Consider the following 19,118-nt stretch of genomic DNA (forward strand, 5'->3'; position numbering starts at 1 on the left):
ACGGCCTCCGATCCTGTCTCGTGCGTCCATGCAGAACAACCGGCACGGCGCCGACTTGCCGCTCAGCAAGCCGGCGCCGTGCCGGGGAAGGGGCAATCCGCCTTATTTCTTCACGCGGTAGGTCTCATGACAGCTCGAACAGGTCGCGCCGACGGCCTTCATCACGGCGCCGGTGCTCGCCTGGTCGGTCGGCATGGCGGCGAGCTGGGCTTCGGCCACCTTGGCCAATTCCGCCGACTTGGCCTTGAAGTCATCCGGGTTTTCCCAGATCTTCGCCGTGGCCTCGGTTTCAAAGCCGGTTTCGGAGCCGGCGGGGAAATGGTTGGGAAAATCCTTCGACACCTCCGCCATGGTGGTCAGCGAAGCCTTGACGACCTCCGCGTCGAACGGCTTTTCACCCTTGACGATCGCGCCGATGGCGCCCATCGCGCCGCCGACCTTCTTCATCATCTCCTGACGCACGACCTGCGGCTCGTCGGCGGCGGTCGCTGCGGTCAGGCCCAGTCCGGTGACGAGCGCGGCAGCCAGGAAAAGTTTGAGCTTCATCGGGTTTCTCCAGTTTGGCGGGCCGGCGGACCGGCGCTTGGGATTGCGGAAATACGCCTCGGCATGTTTGCAAAATTGTACGACAGGAATGAAGTCACATTCCGGTGAAGTTGCCGCCGCCGTCCAATGAATTGATAAATATCACGAATTGCCGCGCGATCGGGGCCTCAACGGGTAGCGAGCCCGTGCCACAACGTGAGCGCGGCAGCCAGGATCAAAAGCCCGCCGGCGGCCCGCCCGACCCAGATCGTCGCCGTCGGATTGCCCGTCAGTGTGGCCCGCGCCCGGTCGGCGGCGAGCGCCACGCCGCCATAGACCAGCGCCTGCGTGGCCACGGTCATCAGACCCAGCACCAGCCCCTGCAGCCATATCGGCCCGTAGACGGGCTTGAGGAACTGCGGATAGACGGCGATGACGAAGAGATAGGCCTTGGGATTGAGCAGGCAGGTGGCCACCGCGCGGCGAAAGGTCTGCCACAGGGCACCCCGGTCGGCCCGCTCGACTGCGTCGACGGTGATCGCGCTTTTAACCAGTGTCCAGCCGATCCAGATCATGTAGAGCGCGCCGGCGATCAGTATCGGGGTGAACAGTTTTGGTGCAAGGACCAGCAACAGCCCGGTGCCGAGCGTGCCGTAGAGCGTGTGCACCACGCCGCCCGTCATCATGCCGGAGGTGGCGACCAGGCCGGCGCGTCGTCCGCCCGAAAGCGAGCTGACCAGGACATACAGCATGTCCATGCCCGGAACGATGATGATGCCGGCGATCAGCACCAGGAAAAGCCAGAGATTGTCGGCGTAGCTCATGTCAGTATCCTTCGTCGTCGTGAAAAGCAGTTGCGCATTTCCCGCGGAAAATCAGCCGGTTTCGCCTTTCCATAAGCCGGACCAACTGACATGCTTGTGTCAGTAGCGTTTCCGCTGGGGAGGCAAATATGCGAAAGGCGTCGCGGCTCTTCGAGATCATCCAGATCCTCAGGCTGTCGCGCCGCGTCGTCACGGCGGCCGAGATCGCCGCGCAGCTCGAAGTGACGCCGCGTTCGATCTATCGCGACATTGCAGCGCTGCAGGCCATGCGCGTGCCGATCGAGGGCGAGCGCGGGCTGGGCTACATCCTGCGCCCCGGCTTCGACCTGCCGCCGCTGATGTTTTCGGTGGAGGAGACCGAAGCGATCGTGCTCGGCCTGGCGCTGCTGGAGCGCACGGCGGATACGGCGCTGAAACAGGCGGCCCGGCGGGTCAACACCAAGATCGCCGCAGCCGTGCCGGAGCCGCTGCGCCAGGTTCTGCAAGGCAATGCGCTGCAGGCCTGGGGTTCGGTTGCGCCCGCGCCGGAAGGGATCGATCTCGCCATGGTGCGCTCGGCCATCCGCGACGAGCGCAAACTGCTCTTCGACTACCGCGACGAATGGGGCAATGCGACGGAACGCACGGTGCGGCCGCTGGCGCTCGTCTACTATTCGGCCACCGCCGTCATCGTCGCCTGGTGCGAACTGCGTGAGGCGATCCGCAATTTTCGCGCCGACCGGGTCGAGGACTGCCAGCCGCTCGAGGAGTTCTTCCCTGGCGAGGGCAATCGCCTGCGCGACTTGTGGACCGCCGGCTGGACGGGCAGCACCGTGGCCGCACCTGCCTAGGCATGGTCCGGAAAGTGGTCAGGTGTGCTCTGACAAGGGATTGTGGCCACCTTGACGCGCGCGGACGTCTTTCGCGAAGTCGGGGTCGCCAGGCAGCCTAAAGGGCGAGAACGCGGCTTACTTCGCGGCCGAAGCCGGTGATCTCGATGCGGTCGGCATGGACGGCGACAATCGCAAACGCGTTCTCGTCGAACGTGTCGACCATGCCCTTGATGTTGACGAAATGGGTGCCGTTCAGCAGGCCGTAATTGCCTGCATGGTTGTGGCCGCAGAAATAGCCGATGGCGGCGGGCGAGGCGGCGATCAGCGCGGAAACCTCCTCGGCGCCCCACAGATTGTGGTCGCTCGCCGGGTGGAGCGGATAATGGCCAAAGACGATCGCCCGCTCGCCGGCCTTATCCGCTTGTCTCAGCCGTTCGCCGAGCCAGGCGACCTGCGTAGCGCTCATGCCGGCATTCCACATCTGCGCATTGGCAGCCCCCGCCGCCGTAAGAGCGGCCAGCCTTTCGGCCGCCTCGACCCGGCGCGGATCGTCGAGCGGCGGGGCAAACAAGGAAACCTCGTTGCCGTCGGTCAGGATCAGCCGCACGCCTTTGACGACGAAGTCGTGATACGGCGCCGTCATGCCGAGCCTGGCGTACACCTCCGCCAGTCTGTCGGCCGCTACGGCAAAGTCGTGATTGCCGGGCAGGATGTGGTGCGTGTGCCGCAGGGTCTCGTAAAGCGGCAGGACCCGGTCGAAATTCTCCCAGTCCCGGTCGATCACGTCGCCGAGCGTCACTACGAAATCGAGCGCCTCGCCGTTGAACTGCGCGATCGCCGCCTCGAGCTTTTCCAGGCTCTGCGCGTAGTGGCGATTGAGCCGGGCATTGGGCTCGATCGGCGCATATTGCGGATCGGCGATCAGGCCGAAGCGGAGAAGGGGGGAAGACTGTTGGGGAAGCATTTGCGACACGTCATGAAAGGGATGGCCGGACATAGGCGCGGGCCATGACAGTCGTGTGACAGTGGCTGGGGCTCTTCTCCCTTGGTGGGAGAAGAAGCGAAATCGAGGGCTTAGCCGCAGGCTAAACCTCAGATTTCGCAGATGAGGGGGAAGGGTTGCAGGTACGTCGCCCCCTCACCAACAAAATCTACGAGTTAGCTGTCGCTAAGATCGTGATTTTGTATCCTCTCCCACGAGGGGAGAGGATGCTAAGCCTCAGATCACCCGCACCGTATAGACCTCGCCGGCGGTGAGCGGCAGCAGGCGATAGGCCATTTCGGCCTTCAGTTCCTCGTGCCGGACGATCTCGTCGGGGGTCTTGTCGGCCTTGGCACCGAGCGTGATGAATTCCTCCTTCACGTGACCGGGCTTGATCACCGCCTCGACCGTCTTGCCGCGATAGCGAAAACGGAAGACGTAGGGGCCGGGCGGATCGTTGATCACGTGGGTCCCGCCGATCGACCTATCGATGGTGAGTCGCCCGTCGGTCAGCGCGCGGGTGACCATTTCCAGTGCATCGCGACCGCCCGCGCCGGAAAAGGCGGTGACGATCTCCACCTCGCGCCGCTCCAGCGGCGTCGGGGAGAGCAGCGGAAAGGCCGCCTGCATGGCTTTCAGCGCATGCGCCACCCCGCCGGGAAAGCCGCCGCCATGATAGGCGTTGATGCTGTCGAAACTGAAGCTGATCGGGTGTCCGTTGTCGAGGACGGTGATCGAATTAGACATTGGCATAGGCCTTCAGGTTGGGAACGAACCGGTCGAGGAAGCGCGTCGTCGCCGGCATGAAATGCGAGCCGTGGTGGAACATCGGATCAAGGGAGGAGACGATCATCGTGCCCGGCGTCGAAACCCTGTCCTCGTAGAGGATCGGCCGGCCTTCGCCGTCGCGGGCAAGAACGGTGGCACCTTCAGGCGGAACGAACCAGCCGTGCAGATGCCAGGTCACTTCCTTGTCGCCGATACCGTGCATCAGGGGATGGGACGCGGCGGCCTCGGTCACCCTCACGCCGAGATCGGCCGACGGATCGAGCCACCACCACCAGTTCGTCGGAGTCTCTGTGAACTGGATGGCCGGCAGCCAGAGATCCGACCGGCTTTCGCCGAGCGCGACGACGGTGCCGCCGGCTTGCAGATGGCGGGCAACCACGTCCTTCTGCGCGATCATGCGCTGCGCCGGCGTTCGGCACGGGACCCAGAGAATGTCGTCCGGCCGCAGCACGTCACCGAGCTGTTCCGGCGTGCAGATCACATCGAAGGCATGGGTATAGCGCGGCCCTTCGAGGCTGCGGATATTGTAATAGGTGCCTGACGAGGGCGCCACGATGCGCCGGCCGGTGCGGGTCGAGGTGCGAAGGCCACGATAGGTTTCGGCCTCGGAGAGCGGCAGCACTTCAGCCGGTTTGGACGGGTTTGCCGGCCACGGATCGAGGCATGCTCCACCATTGGTCCAGACGAGGATGCGGGCGGAAAGCTCGGGCGCCAGGCCCCATTCCAGTCCCATGCCGGCGAGATCATTGCCGGAATGGGAGAAGATCCGTCCGCCCTTCGGCCGCGCCCAGACCCAGTCGACCGGGACCCTGGCTGCACCCAGTCCATTGACGGCGACGGCACCCTTTGGCAGCGGATTGCAGCCGCGCCCGTAGAAGCCGGCGACGCCCTTGTTGGTCTCCAGCTTCGTAAGCTCGATGCCGTCATAGATCGGGTGCGGATTGACCGCGGCAAGGTCGAAGTCGGCCCGCTTCGGTTCGGCGATCGGCCGGTACTGCCCCATGCCGTCGACGAGCGGGCGCACCAAATGGCCGTTGAAGAACCAGCGGCCGCCCCGGTCGAGAAAGGCGTCGAGCGCCGGCTTCAGCGTGAGCATGGCATCCTGGTCGAGCTGCTGGCCGGTGATCAGGCCGCTATGCGCCGACAGGATCTCCGGCGAGAGTTCGGCCTGCTCGACGATGGCGGCTTCGCCGCGCTGGGCGGCTTCGAGGATGCCCGGCGACGGTTTGCCATAGGCGGATTTCAGGTAGATCGTGCTCATGCTGCCTCTATTCCGGCGAAGGCGGGCAGGATCGCCCGGCGTGTCTCGCCCGTGGATCCCTGGACATTCACCCAGCGCATCGGCACGCCGTAGAGCTCGGAAAGCTTGTCCGGCTCGATCATGTCCGACACCGGACCGTGGATTTCGCCGCCGCCCGGCATCATCAGGAGCACGTCGTCGGCCGCCGCCAGCGCATGGTTGGGGTCGTGGGTGGTGAAGATGATGGCGAAGTCGCGCCGGAGCCTCAGCGTATCCAGCAGTTCGAGCGTCTTTGCCTGGTTGCCGAGATCGAGCGCCGAGGTCGGCTCGTCGAACACCAGCACCGGAGATCCGGTGGCGAGCGCCCGGGCGATCAGCACCATCTGCCGCTGGCCGCCCGACATGCGGTCGTAGCGCAGGTTGGCAAGCGCGCAGGCGCCGACCTGCACAAGGGCTGCTTCTGCCGCCTCGCGGTCGGCGGCGGACGGCTGGCCGAACAGGCCGAGCTGCACGGCGCGCCCCATGACGACGACCTCGAGGCCGAAAAGCTTCGCCTGCGAGGCGCCGTGCTGCGGCACATAGCCGGCGACCTTGGGCGCATGGCGCGTGCCCGATGCCAGCGGCTGGAAGCCGAGCAGCGCGCGCAACAGCGTGGTCTTGCCGCGACCGTTCGGCCCGAGGATCGCCATGGACCGGCCGACCGGCACGGAAAAGCTGATATCCTTGAACAGCGTGCGCGGACCGAACGCGACGGATGCCTTGTCGAGACCGATCATGGGCGGTTCGCCTCCTTGAAATGCTTGCGCAAGAGCACGGCAAAAACCGGCGCACCGATGAGCGCAGTCAAGACGCCGAGGGGGATTTCGGCCGAGGTCAGCGTCCGCGACAGCGTGTCGATGAAGGTGAGATAGGCGGCGCCGATGATTGCCGAGGCCGGGATCAGCGCCCGGTGGTCCTCGCCGACCAGAATGCGCGCGGCATGCGGCACGACAAGCCCGATCCAGCCGACGATGCCGGCGACCGCGACCGAGGTTCCGGTCATCAGCGAAATGGCGATGAAGATGTACCAGCGTTCGCGGTCGGGATTGACGCCGAGCGAGCGGGCTTCCGAGTCCTCAAGCGCCAGAAGGTTCAGCCGGTAGCGCAGCGCAAAGACGATGATGAGCCCGATCGCCATGCCGGGAACGGCAAGCCCGAGCCTCGCCCAGGTGGCGGTGGCAAACGAACCCATCAGCCAGTAGACGATGGCCGGCAGCGAGGTGTTGGGATCGGCGATGAACTGGATGATCGAGACCAGCGCCCCGAACAGCGCGCCGATCACCATGCCGGACAGGATGACGGTGATGACTTCGGTGCGGCCGTTGATGCGGGCGAGCGCCCCGACGAGGATCAGCGCCGACAGGCCGAAGACGAAGGCGAGCCCCAGCAGCACCACGCCGGAATAGCCGAACAGCAGCGCCATCGCCCCGCCGAAGGCCGCGCCCTGGCTGATGCCGAGCACCTGCGGCGAAACCAGCGGATTGCGGAACACCCCCTGCAGCGCCGCCCCGCCGACGGCAAGTGCGGCCCCGGAGAGCGCCGCGAGCAGGACGCGCGGCAGGCGCACCAGAAGCACGATGCGCTCGTCCATCTGGGCCGGTGCGAGGCCGGGGTTCAGCGCCCCGGCCATCAGGATGTCGATGATGCGCGGCACGCTGACGGAAAACCGGCCGGCGCCGATGGCAAACAGCATCGAGGCCAGAAGCGCGACGAGGAGGGCGCCGAACACGCCGATCCTCAGCGCCGAGACGCTCCGCCGAACCGGTTCCGCCACCACCGCACTCATCACTTGGCCTCGAACTGGGCGTAGTTCGTGGCGTCGCCCTGCATGTCGGTCCACAGGATGCCGTCGATGTCGGCATCGCCGAGGTCGTAATTGTAGAGCGTCTTGTAGGCCGCCTTCATCTCGGCGCGCAGGTCGTAAGTGAAGACGGCGGGATGCAGCAGATTGGCGAGCCACATCCAGGTCAGCGGGCTTTCCTGGCTCGGCGGATCCCAGCGATAGCCGCCGAGCGGCATCTTGTAGACCTTTTTCTCCTGCGCCGCCTTGGTCAGCGACAGGATCGGGTCGTTGTAGATCCGGTCGATGCCGAGCTTGGCCTCGAAGCTGTTGAGCAGGATCACATCCGGGTTCCATTCGGCGATCTGCTCGGGGCTGATCGTCGTGCCATTGCCCTCGACCGAGCCGGACGCATTCACGCCGCCGACCAGATGGATGTACCAGCCATTGTAATTGCCCTTGTTGCCCGAGGCGGTGAGGTTTTCCATGGCCCGGCCGAGATAGAGCACCTTCGGGCGCTTGTCGGCAGGGATGGCCTTGGCCTTTTCCGCCATTTCCTTGGCGACCGTGTCGCGCCAGCCGTTGATCGCGGCGGCCCGCTCGGGCTTGCCCATCGCGGTGGCGACCATCTCGTGGTAATAGCGGGTCTTCTCCTCCGTGCCGTAGGAAATGAGCGCGACGTTGAGCCCGGCATTGCTGATCGGGTCGACGAGGTCTGCGCCGTAATCGGCCCACTGGATGACGAGTTCCGGATTGGTCGCCGCCAGTTCCTCGACATTCGGAATGAAGTTCGGCGCGGTGATGTCGGACGGAATGTCCCGGGCCTCGGGGAAGATCTTGCCGAGCACGCCCTCGACGATCGCGCTCTTGGCGGTCGGGTTCATGCCGACCAGCCTGGAGGTGCCGCCGTCCATGGCGATGATGGTGGACGCCATCGGGATCGGGATCGAGGCGATGCGCTCGGCCGCCTTGGGCAGCGTGACGGTGCGGCCCCCCTGGTCGGTGATGGTGATCGGATCGGCGAATGCTGCGCCGGCAAGGCCGAGAACGGCCGCCAGGGTGAGGGGGAGACGATGAGCGGGCATCGGAGGCCTTTCGCAAAGTGGAGAAATGAAGTCATATTCAATGCGCCCAACTTGCAAACATGAATATTAATGTCAAGATATAAGCGGGAAGCTCCCCCCTGTGAATTTGTGGGTATTCGCGTGGTCCGCGGCCGCCGTTCATCGCTCCGAAAGGCTTTGCCAGTATGTTCGTATATGCGAATTGATCGATGGGCGGCCGACGACTGGGCCGAGTTCGACTGGCGACACGCCTCTTTCGTCAAATGTTTCGGTCGCGACCGCTGATTCGCACAGGGGATCGGAAATGGGCCTCTTGCGATCCGTTTATGATCCCTTAACGCATGAATGTTATATCTCGCCTGTCTGAATGGACCCGGTTGTGGTCCCGCGTGGCATGAGGGCTGGTCCAGACACGGTGCTTTCGCTTCTCCGGCTTTCTGGAACGCCCATGGTCCTCATGCCCTCTCGTCGACACTCGCAGCAAACCGTGTCCTCTTCGGATTGCGAAGCCGTCGCGCTGTCGCCCGGCGCTATCCGCGACGAGATGGCGCGGGCGTTTCAGCCGATCATCCGCGCCTTCCTGGTCCCCGTCTTCCTCTTCTATCTGTTCATCGGCATCCCGCATCTCCTGCTGCGCTCACCCGCCGATGCCGCCCTGCTGTTTTCCCTGTCGACATTGACGGCGGCGATCGCGCTTTATCTTCGCCGCTCGCTGCGGCTTGAGGAGGCGGGCTTTGCCCGGCTGGAACTGATCGGTGCGGGCGTGCTGCTGCTGATCTATCTCAACACCTGTGCCGTGCTCTATGTCGATTTCCACCCGTCGAACCTGATCTATTTCCTGCTGCTGATGATGCTCGCCTCGACGGTCGGCATCAGCAACCGTGTGGTGGCGGGCGTCAGCGTGATCACGCTGGCCACCATGCTGGCGCTCGCCTATCTCCTGGGCCCGGATTCCTTCTTCTACTTTTCCTTCGTCAGCCTCGCCGGCGCCTTCAGCGCCATCGGCCTTGCGGTCCTGATGCGGGGGGCGATCAGCAAGGCGGTGCGCTCCCGGCTGCTGGCGGAGCGGCTGCGCGAACGCGCCGAACGTCAGGCGGATTTCGACGCGTTGACCGGCCTGCCGAACCGCCGCAACTTCTTCGCCACCCTGGAACAACTGATCGGCGACGAGAGGGCGCTGAGTGCAGGCCTGCAGGTCGGCATCATCGATCTCGACGGCTTCAAGCCGGTCAACGACCTCTATGGCCATGCCGTCGGCGACGATCTTCTGGTCGAGGTCGGCCGCCGCATCCGCCAGACCTGTCCGCCCGACCATCTGGTCGCCCGGCTCGGCGGCGACGAGTTCGCGCTCGCCATCGGCCGTCCGTTGACGGAAGATGGCCTCATCCGTCTGGGTTCGGCGATCTGCGAGACGCTGCGGCGGCCCTTCGTCGTTTCCGGCGTGGACATATCGATCTCCGCCTCGGTCGGCTTTGCTCGCTACCCGGAAAACGGCCAGACGGTGCGGCAGATCTACGAGCGGGCCGACCATGCCCTCTATCGGGCCAAGCGCCAGACCCGGGGCGACGTGGTGGTCTTCTCCGAATGCCACGAGGCGGAGATGAGCGATCTCGGCCGCATCGAGCAGGCCTTGCGCTCCTGCGATCTGGTCAAGGAACTCTCGCTGGCTTTCCAGCCGCAATTCGACCTGATGCGGCAGCGGATCTCGGGCTTCGAAGCCTTGGCCCGCTGGGAAAGTGCCGCGCTCGGCAAGGTCAGCCCCGACCTGCTGATCGCCGCGGCCGAGCGCACCGGAATGATGGAGCGCGTCACGGGCGTCCTTCTGGAAAAGGCGCTTGCCGCGGCGGCGGCCTGGCCGAAGGAAATCTCGCTTTCCTTCAATCTTTCGGTGATCGATCTCGTGTCCAGCCGCTCGATCGGCAATATTGCCCGCATCGTCGACGACAGCGGCATCGATCCCGAACGGCTGGTCTTCGAGATCACCGAGACGGCGGTGATGACCGATTTCGAGCGGGCGCGGGATTCGCTCGGCGTGCTCGCCGCCAGGGGCTGTCGCATCGCGCTCGACGATTTCGGTTCGGGCTATTCGAGCTTTGCCTATATCCACCGTTTCCCCCTGCATCGGATCAAGACCGACCGCTGCTTCCTCACCCGGCTGGCCGAGGACGACGCCGTCGGTCGCACCCTGTTGCGGGCGATCGCCGATCTGTCGGCCAATCTCGGCCTCGAATGCCTGGCGGAGGGGGTGGAGACGCAAGAGGAATTGCGCACCGTGCAGTCGGCCGGCATTCGCTACGTGCAGGGCTATCTGTTCGGCAAGCCGATGGGCATTGTGGAGGCGGGCGAGCGGATCGCCGGCCAAGCGTCGACCGAAAGCCGCCGCGCCTTCTGAACCGGTCGCCTGGCGGTCACCGTACCAGCCACGGAAGGCGATTTGAACGCTTCGCGAAAAAGTGCTTCATACAATCCTTGATTGGATCCGGGCCGGTTACTCTCTCGACCGAGCGCTCTAATATGCATTTGTAAAAGCGCACCGTATACGGTACAAGGAGCTTGAATGAAGCGCGTTGTAGCGAAGTTCTTCGTTACGGCCGAAGGGGCGGAACCGGTCAAGGAATGGCTCAAGTCGCTCGACAAGGCGGACCGTCACAGGGTCGGGGCCGACATCGCCACCGTGGAGTTCGGCTGGCCCGTCGGTATGCCCACCTGCCGGCCGATAAGGGATGGCGTTCGCGAAGTGCGATCCAGCATCAAGGACGGAAATGTCGAAGCCAGAACCTATTTTGGGATTGATGACGGGATAATGCTCCTGCTGCACGGCGAAGAAGGCAAGGATGGTCAGCAGGAGGCGATCAAACTCGCGGTCAAGCGCTGGAAAGAGCACCTGGAGCGCTCAAAACGGCTAAGAAAGTTCGAGAAGAGGACGAAGAAATGAACGACTTGCAGCCCTCTGTCGGCGGGAGCCTTGAAGATTTCCTCGATGAGATCGGCGAAAGAGAGGAGATCTATGGCGAGGCGATCAAGCGGGTTTTGACCTGGCAGATCGAGGCTGCGCGCAAGAAGCAGTCGATCAGCAAATCAGACATGGCGACGAGAATGGGCACGAGCCGGACTCAGGTGGACAGGGTGCTCGATCCGCAAAATCTGGCAGTTTCACTCGACACGCTCGACAGAGCAGCCCGCTCGGTCGGCAAGAGATTGAAGATCGAACTGATTGACGCATGACCGGTCCGGCACGTCCGGATCGTGCTTCTGCGGCAGCCGCACCGTGATTCCACATATCTGCGTCCGCATCCTGTCTCCCACCGCGGGGAGACAGGATGCGCATACCATCAGTCGTCGAACTTGACGGCCTTCAGCTTGTCGATACCGAGCACCTGCAGGGCGAGTTTCTCGTAGAACGGCTCGGCCGTGCCGCTCCTGATCTTGTGCAGGAAGTATTTCTCGAAGCCGATCTTGGCGGCATGCACCCACTTGCCCTCGGACGACCAGTTGACATTGCGCGGCGGGATCTGCGGCTGGGCGACGAAAGCGATCCCCCCGTCGCCGAAGTCGGCCAGGCACACTGCGTTCCAGGTGCCCTGGGCATTGGGGTTTTCGCCCCGGACCAGGCGGGCGATGTTCTTGGCGGTCGCGGTCACCATGCTTTCGATCATGAAGCCGGTCTTCGGCACGCCCACCGGCACCGGCGTCTTGCCGGTCGGGGCAATGGCGATGCACACGCCGACGGCGAAGATGTTTTGATACTTGCCGTTGCGCTGGTGCTTGTCGACCAGGATGAAGCCGCGCGGATTGGTCAGCCCCTCGATGTCGCGCACCGCCTCGACGCCACGGAACGCCGGCAGCATCATCGTATAGGTGGACGGCACCTCGTGGATGGTCTTGGTCGAGCCGTCCTCGTTGACCTCCTCGACCGTCACCTTGTCGGTCTCGAACTTCTGCACCTTGGCATTGCAGATCCACTTGATGTGCTTGGCGCGCATCGCGCTTTCGAGAAGCCCCTTGGTGTCGCCCACGCCGTCGAGGCCGAGATGGCCGATATAGGGCTCGGAGGTGACGAAGGTCATCGGCACCCTGTCGCGCACCTTGGCGTCGCGCAGCGCCTTTTCCAGGATGAAGGCGAATTCATAGGCCGGGCCGTAGCACGACGCGCCCTGCACCGCGCCGATCACCACCGGGCCTGGATTGGCGACCAGCTTCTCGAAATTGTCCTTGGCGGCGAGCGCATGGTCGATATGGCAGACCGACTGGGTGTTGGCCTCGGGCCCGAAGCCGGGGATCTCGTCGAAGGCGAGCTCCGGGCCGGTGGCGATGACCAGGTAGTCGTAGTCGATGACGGAGCCGTCATTCAACTCCACGCGGTTGTCGGCGGCATTCAGCCGCTTGGCGCCCTGCGGATAGAGCCCGATATTGCGCTTCTTGCAGGCCGGCTCCAGGTCGACCTCGATGCTCTCCCTATCGCGCCAGCCGACGGCGACCCAGGGATTGGATGGGACGAAAGAATATTTCGAGCCCTTGTTGATGATGCTGACCCGGTCATTGTGAGAGAGATTGTCTCTCAGTTCATAGGCCAGGATGGTGCCGCCGAGACCGGCACCGAGAACGACGATATGCGCCATGAAGCAACCTCCCATTTGCTGCAAAATATATGAGAAGCAGTATGTACGAAGCTTCGTAGATATAATTTGATTTTCGTCAATATCGACGAATTTATTATCCGCCGTCCCACAAGCGTGAGAAGGCTTGCGGTACCGTCGAGGCTCAGCCCGGCAGCTTGGGCTGGACCCGGGTCTGCGGCAGCATTTCGGACGCGATGGTCATGGCGATCAGCGACAGCGGCACGGCCAGCACCGCGCCGACCGCTCCCCACATCCAGGTCCAGAAGACGATGGCGACGAAGACCATAAAGGGGTTGATTTCCAGCCGGCGCCCCATCACCGCGGGCGTTACGAGGTTTTCCATGATCGCATGCACGGTGAAGAAGGCGAGTGCCGGCGCCAGCGCCCAGATCAGCCCGTCATGGGCGAGGAAGCCGGCGACCGCCAGCGAGAGCGTCATCATGGCGATGCCGAGATAGGGCACGAAGCTCGACAGGAAGGCGAACAGGCCCCACAGCGCCGGCATCGGTAGCCCGCCGATCCAGGCGATAAGCGTCATCACCACGCCGGCCACGGCATAGAGCAGGGTCGCGGTGGCGAAATAATAGCCCAGCGCCTGCTCGATCGAATTGAGAATGCGGATCGCCGAGAGGCGCCGGGCGCGGTCGTTGAAGGCGATGATCAGGGCGCGGCGCAGCGCCAGCCGGCTGCCGAGGAAGAAGACCAGCGCGCCGAAGAAGATCAGACCCTGCACCAGGGCCGGCGTCACGCGGGTCGCCAGCGTCGAGAGCACGGTGCCCATGTTCTCGATCAATGCCTCGGAGGTGAGCGGCCCGGAGCGAAAGGTGGCGGCGGTGACGTTCAGCCATTCATGACGCTCGAGATAGGGCAGAATGCGTTCGATCGCCCGCTCGATCATCGCCGGTGCCTCGCCGGCGAGTTCGGCGAGCGGCGTCGCCAGCGTGTTGACGATGAAGAACAGCAGGAGGGCAAACAGCGAGGTGAGAATGACGGCGGTCGCCATCGGCGGAATCCCGAGAGCGCCGAGCCGGTCCGCGGCCACCCCGAGGATCAGCCCGACGACGATGGCAAGCGTGATCGGCATCAGCACGCTGGACGCCAGATAGACGACGGCCACCGTCATGATCGAAAAGATGCCGATGACCGACCAGATCAGCGCCAGGTCGAGCGCGGTCTTGCGCACCTTGACCCGGTGGGTCGCCTTGCGACGCGCCCGCTCGGCCGTCCAGGCCGCATGCTCCATCGCCTCGCGGCTGGTCCTCGACCCGTTCGCCCTGTCATTCATTTCGAAAACCCCCGATACGACTGCGCCATAACGCGGGGATGGACGGAGTGTTCCATCGGGGGGAGTGGGTGGCAGGTCGTCCTATGACGGAGAGCGGGGACGCCCCGGCACGCCCGACCCCTTGGCGTGCCTGCGCGGCTGACCGGCGAGCCGTCGCCCCCGTGGCCCGATCCCCGTCATGCCTTCTCGCGCCACGCAGCCTGTCCGGTGAGCGCATGCATCCCGGCCAGATACTGCTCTTCCGACGTCGACCACCGGAGCCGGGCATATTCTTCCACGTCCTGCCCCACCACGTAGCGCAAGCGATGCGTATCATCGTTCGCGGCGGCAAAGATCGCCTCGACCACCGACTGCTCCTCGGTCGAGGGGAAGGGATAGGCGATCATCGCCTGCAGGGCGTGGTCGAAATAGGGCTTGTAGCCGTCCGGCACGGGCGCCGCCTCAGAGGCCGCCATGCCGGTGCCGACGAAATTCGTGGCCCGCATCGCGCCGGGTTCGATCAACTTCACGCGCACATTCTGCGATTCCAGCTCGTACGACAAAGATTCCGACAGCCCCTCCACGGCCTGTTTCGAGGCGACATAAATCGACAGCAGCGGCACGGCCGCGATCCCGACGCCCGAGCTGACATTGACGATCGTAGCCCCGCCGCGTGCGCGAAGGTGCGGCAGGGCCGTGCGGATCACGTTCATCATGCCGAAGACATTGGTCTCGAAGATACGGCGGATGGCGTCGTCCGGCGTCGCCTCGAAAACCGAGACCATGGTGACGCCGGCATTGTTGACGACGGCGTCGAGCCCGCCGAAACGATCGACGCCCGCCTTGATCGCCGCGTCGATGCTGGCGGGGTCGGCGACGACGAGGGCGGCTTCCAGGATCCGCTCCGGATATTCGCTCGCCAGCGCGCCGTCCGGCTTGCGCATCGTGGCGATGACGTTCCAGCCCTGTCCGGCGAAGTGCCGGGCGGTCATCTGGCCGAGGCCCGACGAGCAGCCCGTAATGAGAATGGTCTTGGTCATGTGCTTGGCTCCTTTTTGGTTGCCAGGCTTGACTACATCGGCCCATTGCTTCTTTCTATAATGCAAAATCCGAATATCATTATGGATCGTCCCGATGGATGCGTTGACCGATGTGATTGGCCTGCTACGCCCGGAGACCGTGCTGCTCGGCGGCATGGCGGGCGCCGGCCGCTGGGGCGTGCGCGTGCCCGAGCAGCCGGGCCCGACCTTCTACCTGGTCACAGAGGGCCGCTGCTGGTTCCAGGCGGAGGAAGGCGACGCGCTCGAGCTTGGCGCGGGCGATTACGTCCTCTCCGCCCGGCCGCGCGGGGACTCGTTCGTCAGCGCGCCGGGGGGGAAGACCGAATTGTCCGACGATGCCTTCAAGGCGGCCCATTGGGTGGATGGCGAAGTGCGTGTCGGCGACCCCGACCTTGCCCCCGAAACCCGCATCCTCGGCGGCCTCGTCCGCTGCGACCCGGCCAATGCCGACCTGCTCATCGGCCTCCTCCCGCGCTTCGTCTGCGTCAGGTCCACCGAGCAGGCGGCCTCTCGCCTCCATACGCTCGTCGCCATCGTCCGGGAGGAGGCGGCTGATGCCCGGCCCGGCCGCGATGCGATCCTTTGCCGGCTCATCGAGGTGATGCTGATCGAGATCCTGCGGCGCCAGTCGGACGCCCTTGCGCCGCCGGTCGGTCTGCTCGGCGGCCTGGCGCATCCGCGCCTCGCCCAGGCGCTCGGCCACATTCATGCGGACGTCGCCCGCGGCTGGACGGTGGGCGAACTCGCCCGGCGCGTCGGTATGTCGCGTTCGGTCTTCGCGCGGCGTTTCTGCGAGGCCGTCGGCGTCGCGCCGGTCGAATATCTCTTGAACTGGCGCATGGCGCTGGCCAAGGACGCCCTTTTGCGCCGCGGGGGTTCGCTGGACGAGATCGCCGAAGCGGTCGGCTACAAATCGGCGAGCGCCTTCAGCACCGCCTTCAGCCGGCGCGTCGGCTGCCCGCCCAGCGAATATGTGCAGGCTTCGGCCGCCCTTACGCCGCCTTGAGCGTCAGCCCGATGCCCCACGGGTCCTTCAGCGCATGCCCTTCCGCCGTGCGGTCGACAGCGATCTCCAGGCTCTCCAGTGTGGCGAGCGCCGTGTCGAGTGCCGCCTGGTCGTTGAAGGTCAGCGAATAGTCGGAGAGGCCCGACATCGCCCCTTCGCGGGCCGTGGCGCCGCGGCTGTTCCAGATATTGGCGGCGATGTGGTGGTGATAGGTGCCGGCGCCGAAGAAGCTGGCGCCGGGATAGGTCGCCATCTTCTTGAGGCCCAGCACGCCTTCGTAGAAGCGGTCGGCCTCCGGGATATTGCCCACCTGCAAATGCATGTGGCCGATCGCCGCCTTGTCGCTCATGCCGCCCCAGGCGGTCTTCGGTGCGCTGTCGTAGAGCCCCTGCAGGTCGAGCGCCAGGGTGGCCATCTCCACCGTGCCGTCGGCGTGGAAATCCCATTCCTCCGGCGCGCGGTCCCGGTAGACCTCGATGCCGTTGCCTTCCGGATCGCTCAGATAGATCGCCTCGGAAACCAGATGGTCGGAGGCGCCGTCGAGCCGCACCCCGCGCGCAACCACATGCGCCAGCCAATGGCCAAGCTCGGTGCGGTCCGGCATCAGGAAGGCGGTGTGGAACAGGCCGGCGGCATTGCGCGGCGCAGGCCGCACGTCGGCGCCGGTCGAAAGCGTCAGGAGCGGGCGGGCGCCGGCGCCGAGCACGACGCCGCTCATGCCCTGCTCGAGCACTTTCAGCCCGAGCATGGTCTCATAGAACTGCCGCACCCGGTCGAGATCGGAGACGACGAGATGGGCGGTGCCGACATGGATCGGCCGGGTCAAGGCGAAGCTTGGCGCCGTGTCTGGTGTGCCTTTAGGGTTCATCGCATTGGCTCCTGTGGCCGATCGGGACTGTGTCGCGCCGGCGGCAAGGCCCGCGCCAAGCGCGAGCACCCTGCGGCGGGTGATCCGGGTCATGGTCGGTCCCTTGTGGTTTATCATCTTCCGGATCAGAATATGCGCCGTCCGCATCGTTCACGAAAGATCGGATTTGGGAGATTTATCGTTCGGCATATGTTGACGATCAGGCCGGCAAAATTGATCCTGATCAATGCGGGATGGCCGGCGGCGTTCGATTGTAGCGTTAGAAGAGAGGGAGGCGGGTCTTGAAAGGCCACGCCACAAGGAGAGCAAGAATGTACAAGAAAATCGTGGTTCCGGTCGATTGTGGCGCGCTCGACAAGGGCGAGAAGATCCTGCGCAAGGCGGCGCAATTGCTCGATGCCGGCGGCGAGATCATCCTGATGACCGTCATCGAGGACATGCCGGGCTATATCACCATCGAACTGCCGGTGAACGCCATCGAGGACGCCATCAAGGACGGCAAGGCAAAGCTCGTCGAACTGAAGGAAAAGACCGGCATCGCCGCCCGCGTCGAACTTCGCACCGGCGCGCCGGCCCGCGAGATCCTCGCCGCCGCCAACGAGCACGGCGCCGACCTGATCCTGGTCGCCTCGCATATTCCCGACCTCGGCAACTACCTGATCGGTGCGACTGCCGACCGCGTCGTGCGCCACGCCAAGTGCTCGGTGCTCGTTGACCGCTGAGCCCCGGCGAACGACACTAGTCGGCCCTGGCTGGCCCCTAGCCGGCATTGACAAGAAGAACGAGGAAACACCCGGATGAACACGGACAAATACGAACAGATCCTGAGGGATCGCCAGCGCGAGCTTTTCTCGCGGCTGCACAAGATCAATGCCGACATCGCCACCGGGCGCGACCCCGACAGCGAGGAACAGGCGGTCCAGGCCGAGAATGACGAGGTGCTCGACGAACTGGGCGAGGTCGGGGAGAAGGAGCTGAAGGCGATCGACGCGGCTCTCGACCGCATCACCAAGGGCACTTTCGGCACCTGCGCCAAATGCGGCCAGCCGATCTCCGAGGCGCGTCTGGCGGCCGTTCCCTACGCTCCGCTCTGCCAGGAATGCGCGAGCGAAGCCTGATCGGATCGCCACAGGCCTTGCGCCCTCTTCTCCATCGGCGGGGGAGGGGGCGTTTCTTGTCTGAGCGCCCGGCCACGCGCGGCCGCAGGTTGCCACTGCTGGTCCGAGGCGGTAGAAACCGATGCCGAAGTGCCCCGTCGCGACGAGCGGCGCTTGAGAACGGCTATTGAGGGCGGCGGCCGAGGACGGAGTACGACACATGGCGATTGCAGATGCGGCCGGCCAGACGGCGCGGTGGAAGGATGCAGCCCCCGGCTCCGACGACGAGGAGATCATTCCCCGCGACATCCGGTTCGGCATCCTGGAAAACCCGACCCGCCACTGGCTCGGCGGCGACTTCCACAAGACGGCGCTGATCGACGGCCTTTCCATCTTCCTGCCGGAAGGCGAGCGCTATTTCATCCGCTCGCTGAAATATTACGCGCCGAAGCTGAAGGACAAGCACCTCGCCGCCGAGATCAACGGCTATTCGGTGCAGGAGGCTTTTCACACCCGCGAGCACGAGGACTACAACCGCGCGCTCGCCAAGCTCGGCTATGACGTCGAGGCGATGGAAGCGCCGGTCATCAAGACGCTGCGCTCCGACAAGATCCCGGTCTTCCGCCTGGCCGTCACCTGCGCCATCGAGCACCTGACCGCGACGCTGTCGACGGTGACGTTGCGCAATCCGCAATTCCTCGACGATGCCGCGCCCGCCTATCGCCGGCTGTGGATGTGGCATGCGCTGGAGGAACTGGAACACAAGGCGGTCGCCCTCGACGTCTTTGCCGCGGCGACACCGAAATATTCCCCCTTCAAGCGCTACATGCTGCGCACCATGGCCTTCAACGCGGTCGCCTGGACCTTCCTCAAGATCGTGCTCGCCAATCTGGTGCGCTTTGCCCGCACAGACGGGGTCGAGACCGGCCCGCGTTTCTGGGCGCGGCTCGTCTGGGTGCTGTTCGGCAATCCCGGCTACTGGCGCAAATGCGCGCCGCTGGTGCTGAAATACTACCTGCCGGGCTTCAACCCGGTGAACAGGGACGATCACGCGCTGATCCACAAGGGCCGCGCCTGGCTCTACGATGAATTCATGGCGCTCGCGGCCGCCAAGGCCGCCCCAACGGCCGCCCCTGCCGCCGAATGAA

The 19,118-nt window shown here is 64.7% G+C and carries 20 protein-coding genes; 8 read left to right on the plus strand and 12 right to left on the minus strand.

The window, feature by feature from the left end; genetic code table 11:
- Positions 1-102: 102 nt before the first annotated feature.
- Both DYZ14_RS16265 and DYZ14_RS16270 read right to left on the minus strand, forming a co-directional pair.
- Positions 103-546 (minus strand): c-type cytochrome, encoded by a 444-nt coding sequence (locus DYZ14_RS16265; RefSeq protein WP_154721655.1) that lies wholly within the window; start codon positions 544-546, stop codon positions 103-105.
- Between the two features lie 167 nt (positions 547-713).
- On the minus strand, positions 714-1,349 hold the full coding sequence (locus DYZ14_RS16270; protein WP_154721656.1) for a LysE family translocator: 636 nt from the start codon (positions 1,347-1,349) through the stop codon (positions 714-716).
- Between the two features lie 128 nt (positions 1,350-1,477).
- On the opposite strand from DYZ14_RS16270, the gene DYZ14_RS16275 reads away from it, so the two are divergent.
- A complete protein-coding gene (locus DYZ14_RS16275; protein ID WP_154721657.1) occupies positions 1,478-2,179 on the plus strand; it encodes a helix-turn-helix transcriptional regulator in 702 nt (233 codons plus the stop codon).
- Between the two features lie 97 nt (positions 2,180-2,276).
- Here DYZ14_RS16275 and DYZ14_RS16280 read toward each other — a convergent pair whose 3' ends face one another.
- The 6 genes from DYZ14_RS16280 to DYZ14_RS16305 form a co-directional block, all read right to left on the minus strand.
- Positions 2,277-3,125, minus strand: coding sequence for a metallophosphoesterase (locus DYZ14_RS16280; RefSeq protein WP_154721658.1), 849 nt, complete (start codon positions 3,123-3,125; stop codon positions 2,277-2,279).
- A gap of 255 nt (positions 3,126-3,380) precedes the next feature.
- A complete protein-coding gene (locus DYZ14_RS16285; RefSeq protein ID WP_154721659.1) occupies positions 3,381-3,890 on the minus strand; it encodes a hypothetical protein in 510 nt (169 codons plus the stop codon).
- Complete coding sequence (locus DYZ14_RS24410) at positions 3,883-5,193, minus strand: hypothetical protein (RefSeq protein ID WP_154721660.1); 1,311 nt, start codon at positions 5,191-5,193, stop codon at positions 3,883-3,885. Before DYZ14_RS24410 ends, DYZ14_RS16285 begins: the two co-directional genes overlap by 8 nt.
- Positions 5,190-5,948: an ABC transporter ATP-binding protein gene (locus tag DYZ14_RS16295; protein ID WP_154721661.1), complete on the minus strand. Its 759-nt coding sequence runs from the start codon at positions 5,946-5,948 to the stop codon at positions 5,190-5,192. Before DYZ14_RS16295 ends, DYZ14_RS24410 begins: the two co-directional genes overlap by 4 nt.
- Positions 5,945-6,997 (minus strand): FecCD family ABC transporter permease, encoded by a 1,053-nt coding sequence (locus DYZ14_RS16300; RefSeq protein ID WP_154721662.1) that lies wholly within the window; start codon positions 6,995-6,997, stop codon positions 5,945-5,947. The genes DYZ14_RS16295 and DYZ14_RS16300 overlap by 4 nt, the downstream gene beginning before the upstream one ends.
- Positions 6,997-8,076: an ABC transporter substrate-binding protein gene (locus DYZ14_RS16305; RefSeq protein WP_154721663.1), complete on the minus strand. Its 1,080-nt coding sequence runs from the start codon at positions 8,074-8,076 to the stop codon at positions 6,997-6,999. The genes DYZ14_RS16300 and DYZ14_RS16305 overlap by 1 nt, the downstream gene beginning before the upstream one ends.
- 466 nt (positions 8,077-8,542) lie before the next feature.
- On the opposite strand from DYZ14_RS16305, the gene DYZ14_RS16310 reads away from it, so the two are divergent.
- From DYZ14_RS16310 to DYZ14_RS16320, 3 genes are all read left to right on the plus strand, one after another.
- The gene (locus DYZ14_RS16310) at positions 8,543-10,447 is read left to right on the plus strand and encodes a putative bifunctional diguanylate cyclase/phosphodiesterase (RefSeq protein ID WP_195949986.1); all 1,905 of its coding nucleotides are present in this window, start codon (positions 8,543-8,545) and stop codon (positions 10,445-10,447) included.
- Positions 10,448-10,612: 165 nt separating this feature from the next.
- Complete coding sequence (locus tag DYZ14_RS16315; RefSeq protein ID WP_154721665.1) at positions 10,613-10,990, plus strand: type II toxin-antitoxin system RelE/ParE family toxin; 378 nt, start codon at positions 10,613-10,615, stop codon at positions 10,988-10,990.
- The gene (locus DYZ14_RS16320; protein WP_154721666.1) at positions 10,987-11,280 is read left to right on the plus strand and encodes an XRE family transcriptional regulator; all 294 of its coding nucleotides are present in this window, start codon (positions 10,987-10,989) and stop codon (positions 11,278-11,280) included. Before DYZ14_RS16315 ends, DYZ14_RS16320 begins: the two co-directional genes overlap by 4 nt.
- 107 nt (positions 11,281-11,387) lie before the next feature.
- Here the strand turns inward: DYZ14_RS16320 and DYZ14_RS16325 are convergent, their stop codons facing one another.
- From DYZ14_RS16325 to DYZ14_RS16335, 3 genes are all read right to left on the minus strand, one after another.
- The gene (locus DYZ14_RS16325) at positions 11,388-12,674 is read right to left on the minus strand and encodes an NAD(P)/FAD-dependent oxidoreductase (RefSeq protein WP_154721667.1); all 1,287 of its coding nucleotides are present in this window, start codon (positions 12,672-12,674) and stop codon (positions 11,388-11,390) included.
- Between the two features lie 142 nt (positions 12,675-12,816).
- Entirely contained in the window at positions 12,817-13,959 is a 1,143-nt protein-coding gene (locus tag DYZ14_RS16330) for an AI-2E family transporter (RefSeq protein WP_154721668.1), read from the minus strand.
- Positions 13,960-14,135: 176 nt separating this feature from the next.
- Positions 14,136-14,978, minus strand: coding sequence for an SDR family oxidoreductase (locus tag DYZ14_RS16335; protein ID WP_154721669.1), 843 nt, complete (start codon positions 14,976-14,978; stop codon positions 14,136-14,138).
- A 94-nt stretch (positions 14,979-15,072) separates the two neighbouring features.
- Between DYZ14_RS16335 and DYZ14_RS16340 the strand changes: the two genes are divergently transcribed.
- Entirely contained in the window at positions 15,073-16,005 is a 933-nt protein-coding gene (locus DYZ14_RS16340; RefSeq protein WP_154721670.1) for an AraC family transcriptional regulator, read from the plus strand.
- Here the strand turns inward: DYZ14_RS16340 and DYZ14_RS16345 are convergent.
- Positions 15,992-16,957: a VOC family protein gene (locus tag DYZ14_RS16345; protein ID WP_445292539.1), complete on the minus strand. Its 966-nt coding sequence runs from the start codon at positions 16,955-16,957 to the stop codon at positions 15,992-15,994. The genes DYZ14_RS16340 and DYZ14_RS16345 overlap by 14 nt on opposite strands.
- A gap of 227 nt (positions 16,958-17,184) precedes the next feature.
- Between DYZ14_RS16345 and DYZ14_RS16350 the strand changes: the two genes are divergently transcribed.
- The 3 genes from DYZ14_RS16350 to DYZ14_RS16360 all read left to right on the plus strand — a co-directional run bounded on the left by DYZ14_RS16350 (position 17,185) and on the right by DYZ14_RS16360 (position 19,117).
- Positions 17,185-17,595: a universal stress protein gene (locus DYZ14_RS16350; protein WP_154721671.1), complete on the plus strand. Its 411-nt coding sequence runs from the start codon at positions 17,185-17,187 to the stop codon at positions 17,593-17,595.
- Positions 17,596-17,670: 75 nt separating this feature from the next.
- On the plus strand, positions 17,671-17,991 hold the full coding sequence (locus tag DYZ14_RS16355) for a TraR/DksA family transcriptional regulator (protein ID WP_115672481.1): 321 nt from the start codon (positions 17,671-17,673) through the stop codon (positions 17,989-17,991).
- 199 nt (positions 17,992-18,190) lie between these two features.
- The gene (locus DYZ14_RS16360; RefSeq protein WP_154721672.1) at positions 18,191-19,117 is read left to right on the plus strand and encodes a metal-dependent hydrolase; all 927 of its coding nucleotides are present in this window, start codon (positions 18,191-18,193) and stop codon (positions 19,115-19,117) included.
- The last annotated feature ends 1 nt before the right edge of the window (position 19,118 follow it).

It is taken from the genome of Ciceribacter sp. T2.26MG-112.2, from assembly GCF_900492205.1.
Classification (GTDB): Bacteria; Pseudomonadota; Alphaproteobacteria; order Rhizobiales; family Rhizobiaceae; genus Allorhizobium; species Allorhizobium naphthalenivorans_A.

Bases quoted from the DNA above. Each gene is read 5' to 3' on its own strand.
- DYZ14_RS16265 (WP_154721655.1), bottom strand. From the start codon at position 546: ATGAAGCTCAAACTTTTCCTGGCTGCCGCGCTCGTCACCGGACTGGGC.
- DYZ14_RS16270 (WP_154721656.1), bottom strand. From the start codon at position 1,349: ATGAGCTACGCCGACAATCTCTGGCTTTTCCTGGTGCTGATCGCCGGC.
- DYZ14_RS16275 (WP_154721657.1), top strand. From the start codon at position 1,478: ATGCGAAAGGCGTCGCGGCTCTTCGAGATCATCCAGATCCTCAGGCTG.
- DYZ14_RS16280 (WP_154721658.1), bottom strand. From the start codon at position 3,125: ATGCTTCCCCAACAGTCTTCCCCCCTTCTCCGCTTCGGCCTGATCGCC.
- DYZ14_RS16285 (WP_154721659.1), bottom strand. From the start codon at position 3,890: ATGTCTAATTCGATCACCGTCCTCGACAACGGACACCCGATCAGCTTC.
- DYZ14_RS24410 (WP_154721660.1), bottom strand. From the start codon at position 5,193: ATGAGCACGATCTACCTGAAATCCGCCTATGGCAAACCGTCGCCGGGC.
- DYZ14_RS16295 (WP_154721661.1), bottom strand. From the start codon at position 5,948: ATGATCGGTCTCGACAAGGCATCCGTCGCGTTCGGTCCGCGCACGCTG.
- DYZ14_RS16300 (WP_154721662.1), bottom strand. From the start codon at position 6,997: ATGAGTGCGGTGGTGGCGGAACCGGTTCGGCGGAGCGTCTCGGCGCTG.
- DYZ14_RS16305 (WP_154721663.1), bottom strand. From the start codon at position 8,076: ATGCCCGCTCATCGTCTCCCCCTCACCCTGGCGGCCGTTCTCGGCCTT.
- DYZ14_RS16315 (WP_154721665.1), top strand. From the start codon at position 10,613: ATGAAGCGCGTTGTAGCGAAGTTCTTCGTTACGGCCGAAGGGGCGGAA.
- DYZ14_RS16320 (WP_154721666.1), top strand. From the start codon at position 10,987: ATGAACGACTTGCAGCCCTCTGTCGGCGGGAGCCTTGAAGATTTCCTC.
- DYZ14_RS16325 (WP_154721667.1), bottom strand. From the start codon at position 12,674: ATGGCGCATATCGTCGTTCTCGGTGCCGGTCTCGGCGGCACCATCCTG.
- DYZ14_RS16330 (WP_154721668.1), bottom strand. From the start codon at position 13,959: ATGAATGACAGGGCGAACGGGTCGAGGACCAGCCGCGAGGCGATGGAG.
- DYZ14_RS16335 (WP_154721669.1), bottom strand. From the start codon at position 14,978: ATGACCAAGACCATTCTCATTACGGGCTGCTCGTCGGGCCTCGGCCAG.
- DYZ14_RS16340 (WP_154721670.1), top strand. From the start codon at position 15,073: ATGGATGCGTTGACCGATGTGATTGGCCTGCTACGCCCGGAGACCGTG.
- DYZ14_RS16350 (WP_154721671.1), top strand. From the start codon at position 17,185: ATGTACAAGAAAATCGTGGTTCCGGTCGATTGTGGCGCGCTCGACAAG.
- DYZ14_RS16355 (WP_115672481.1), top strand. From the start codon at position 17,671: ATGAACACGGACAAATACGAACAGATCCTGAGGGATCGCCAGCGCGAG.
- DYZ14_RS16360 (WP_154721672.1), top strand. From the start codon at position 18,191: ATGGCGATTGCAGATGCGGCCGGCCAGACGGCGCGGTGGAAGGATGCA.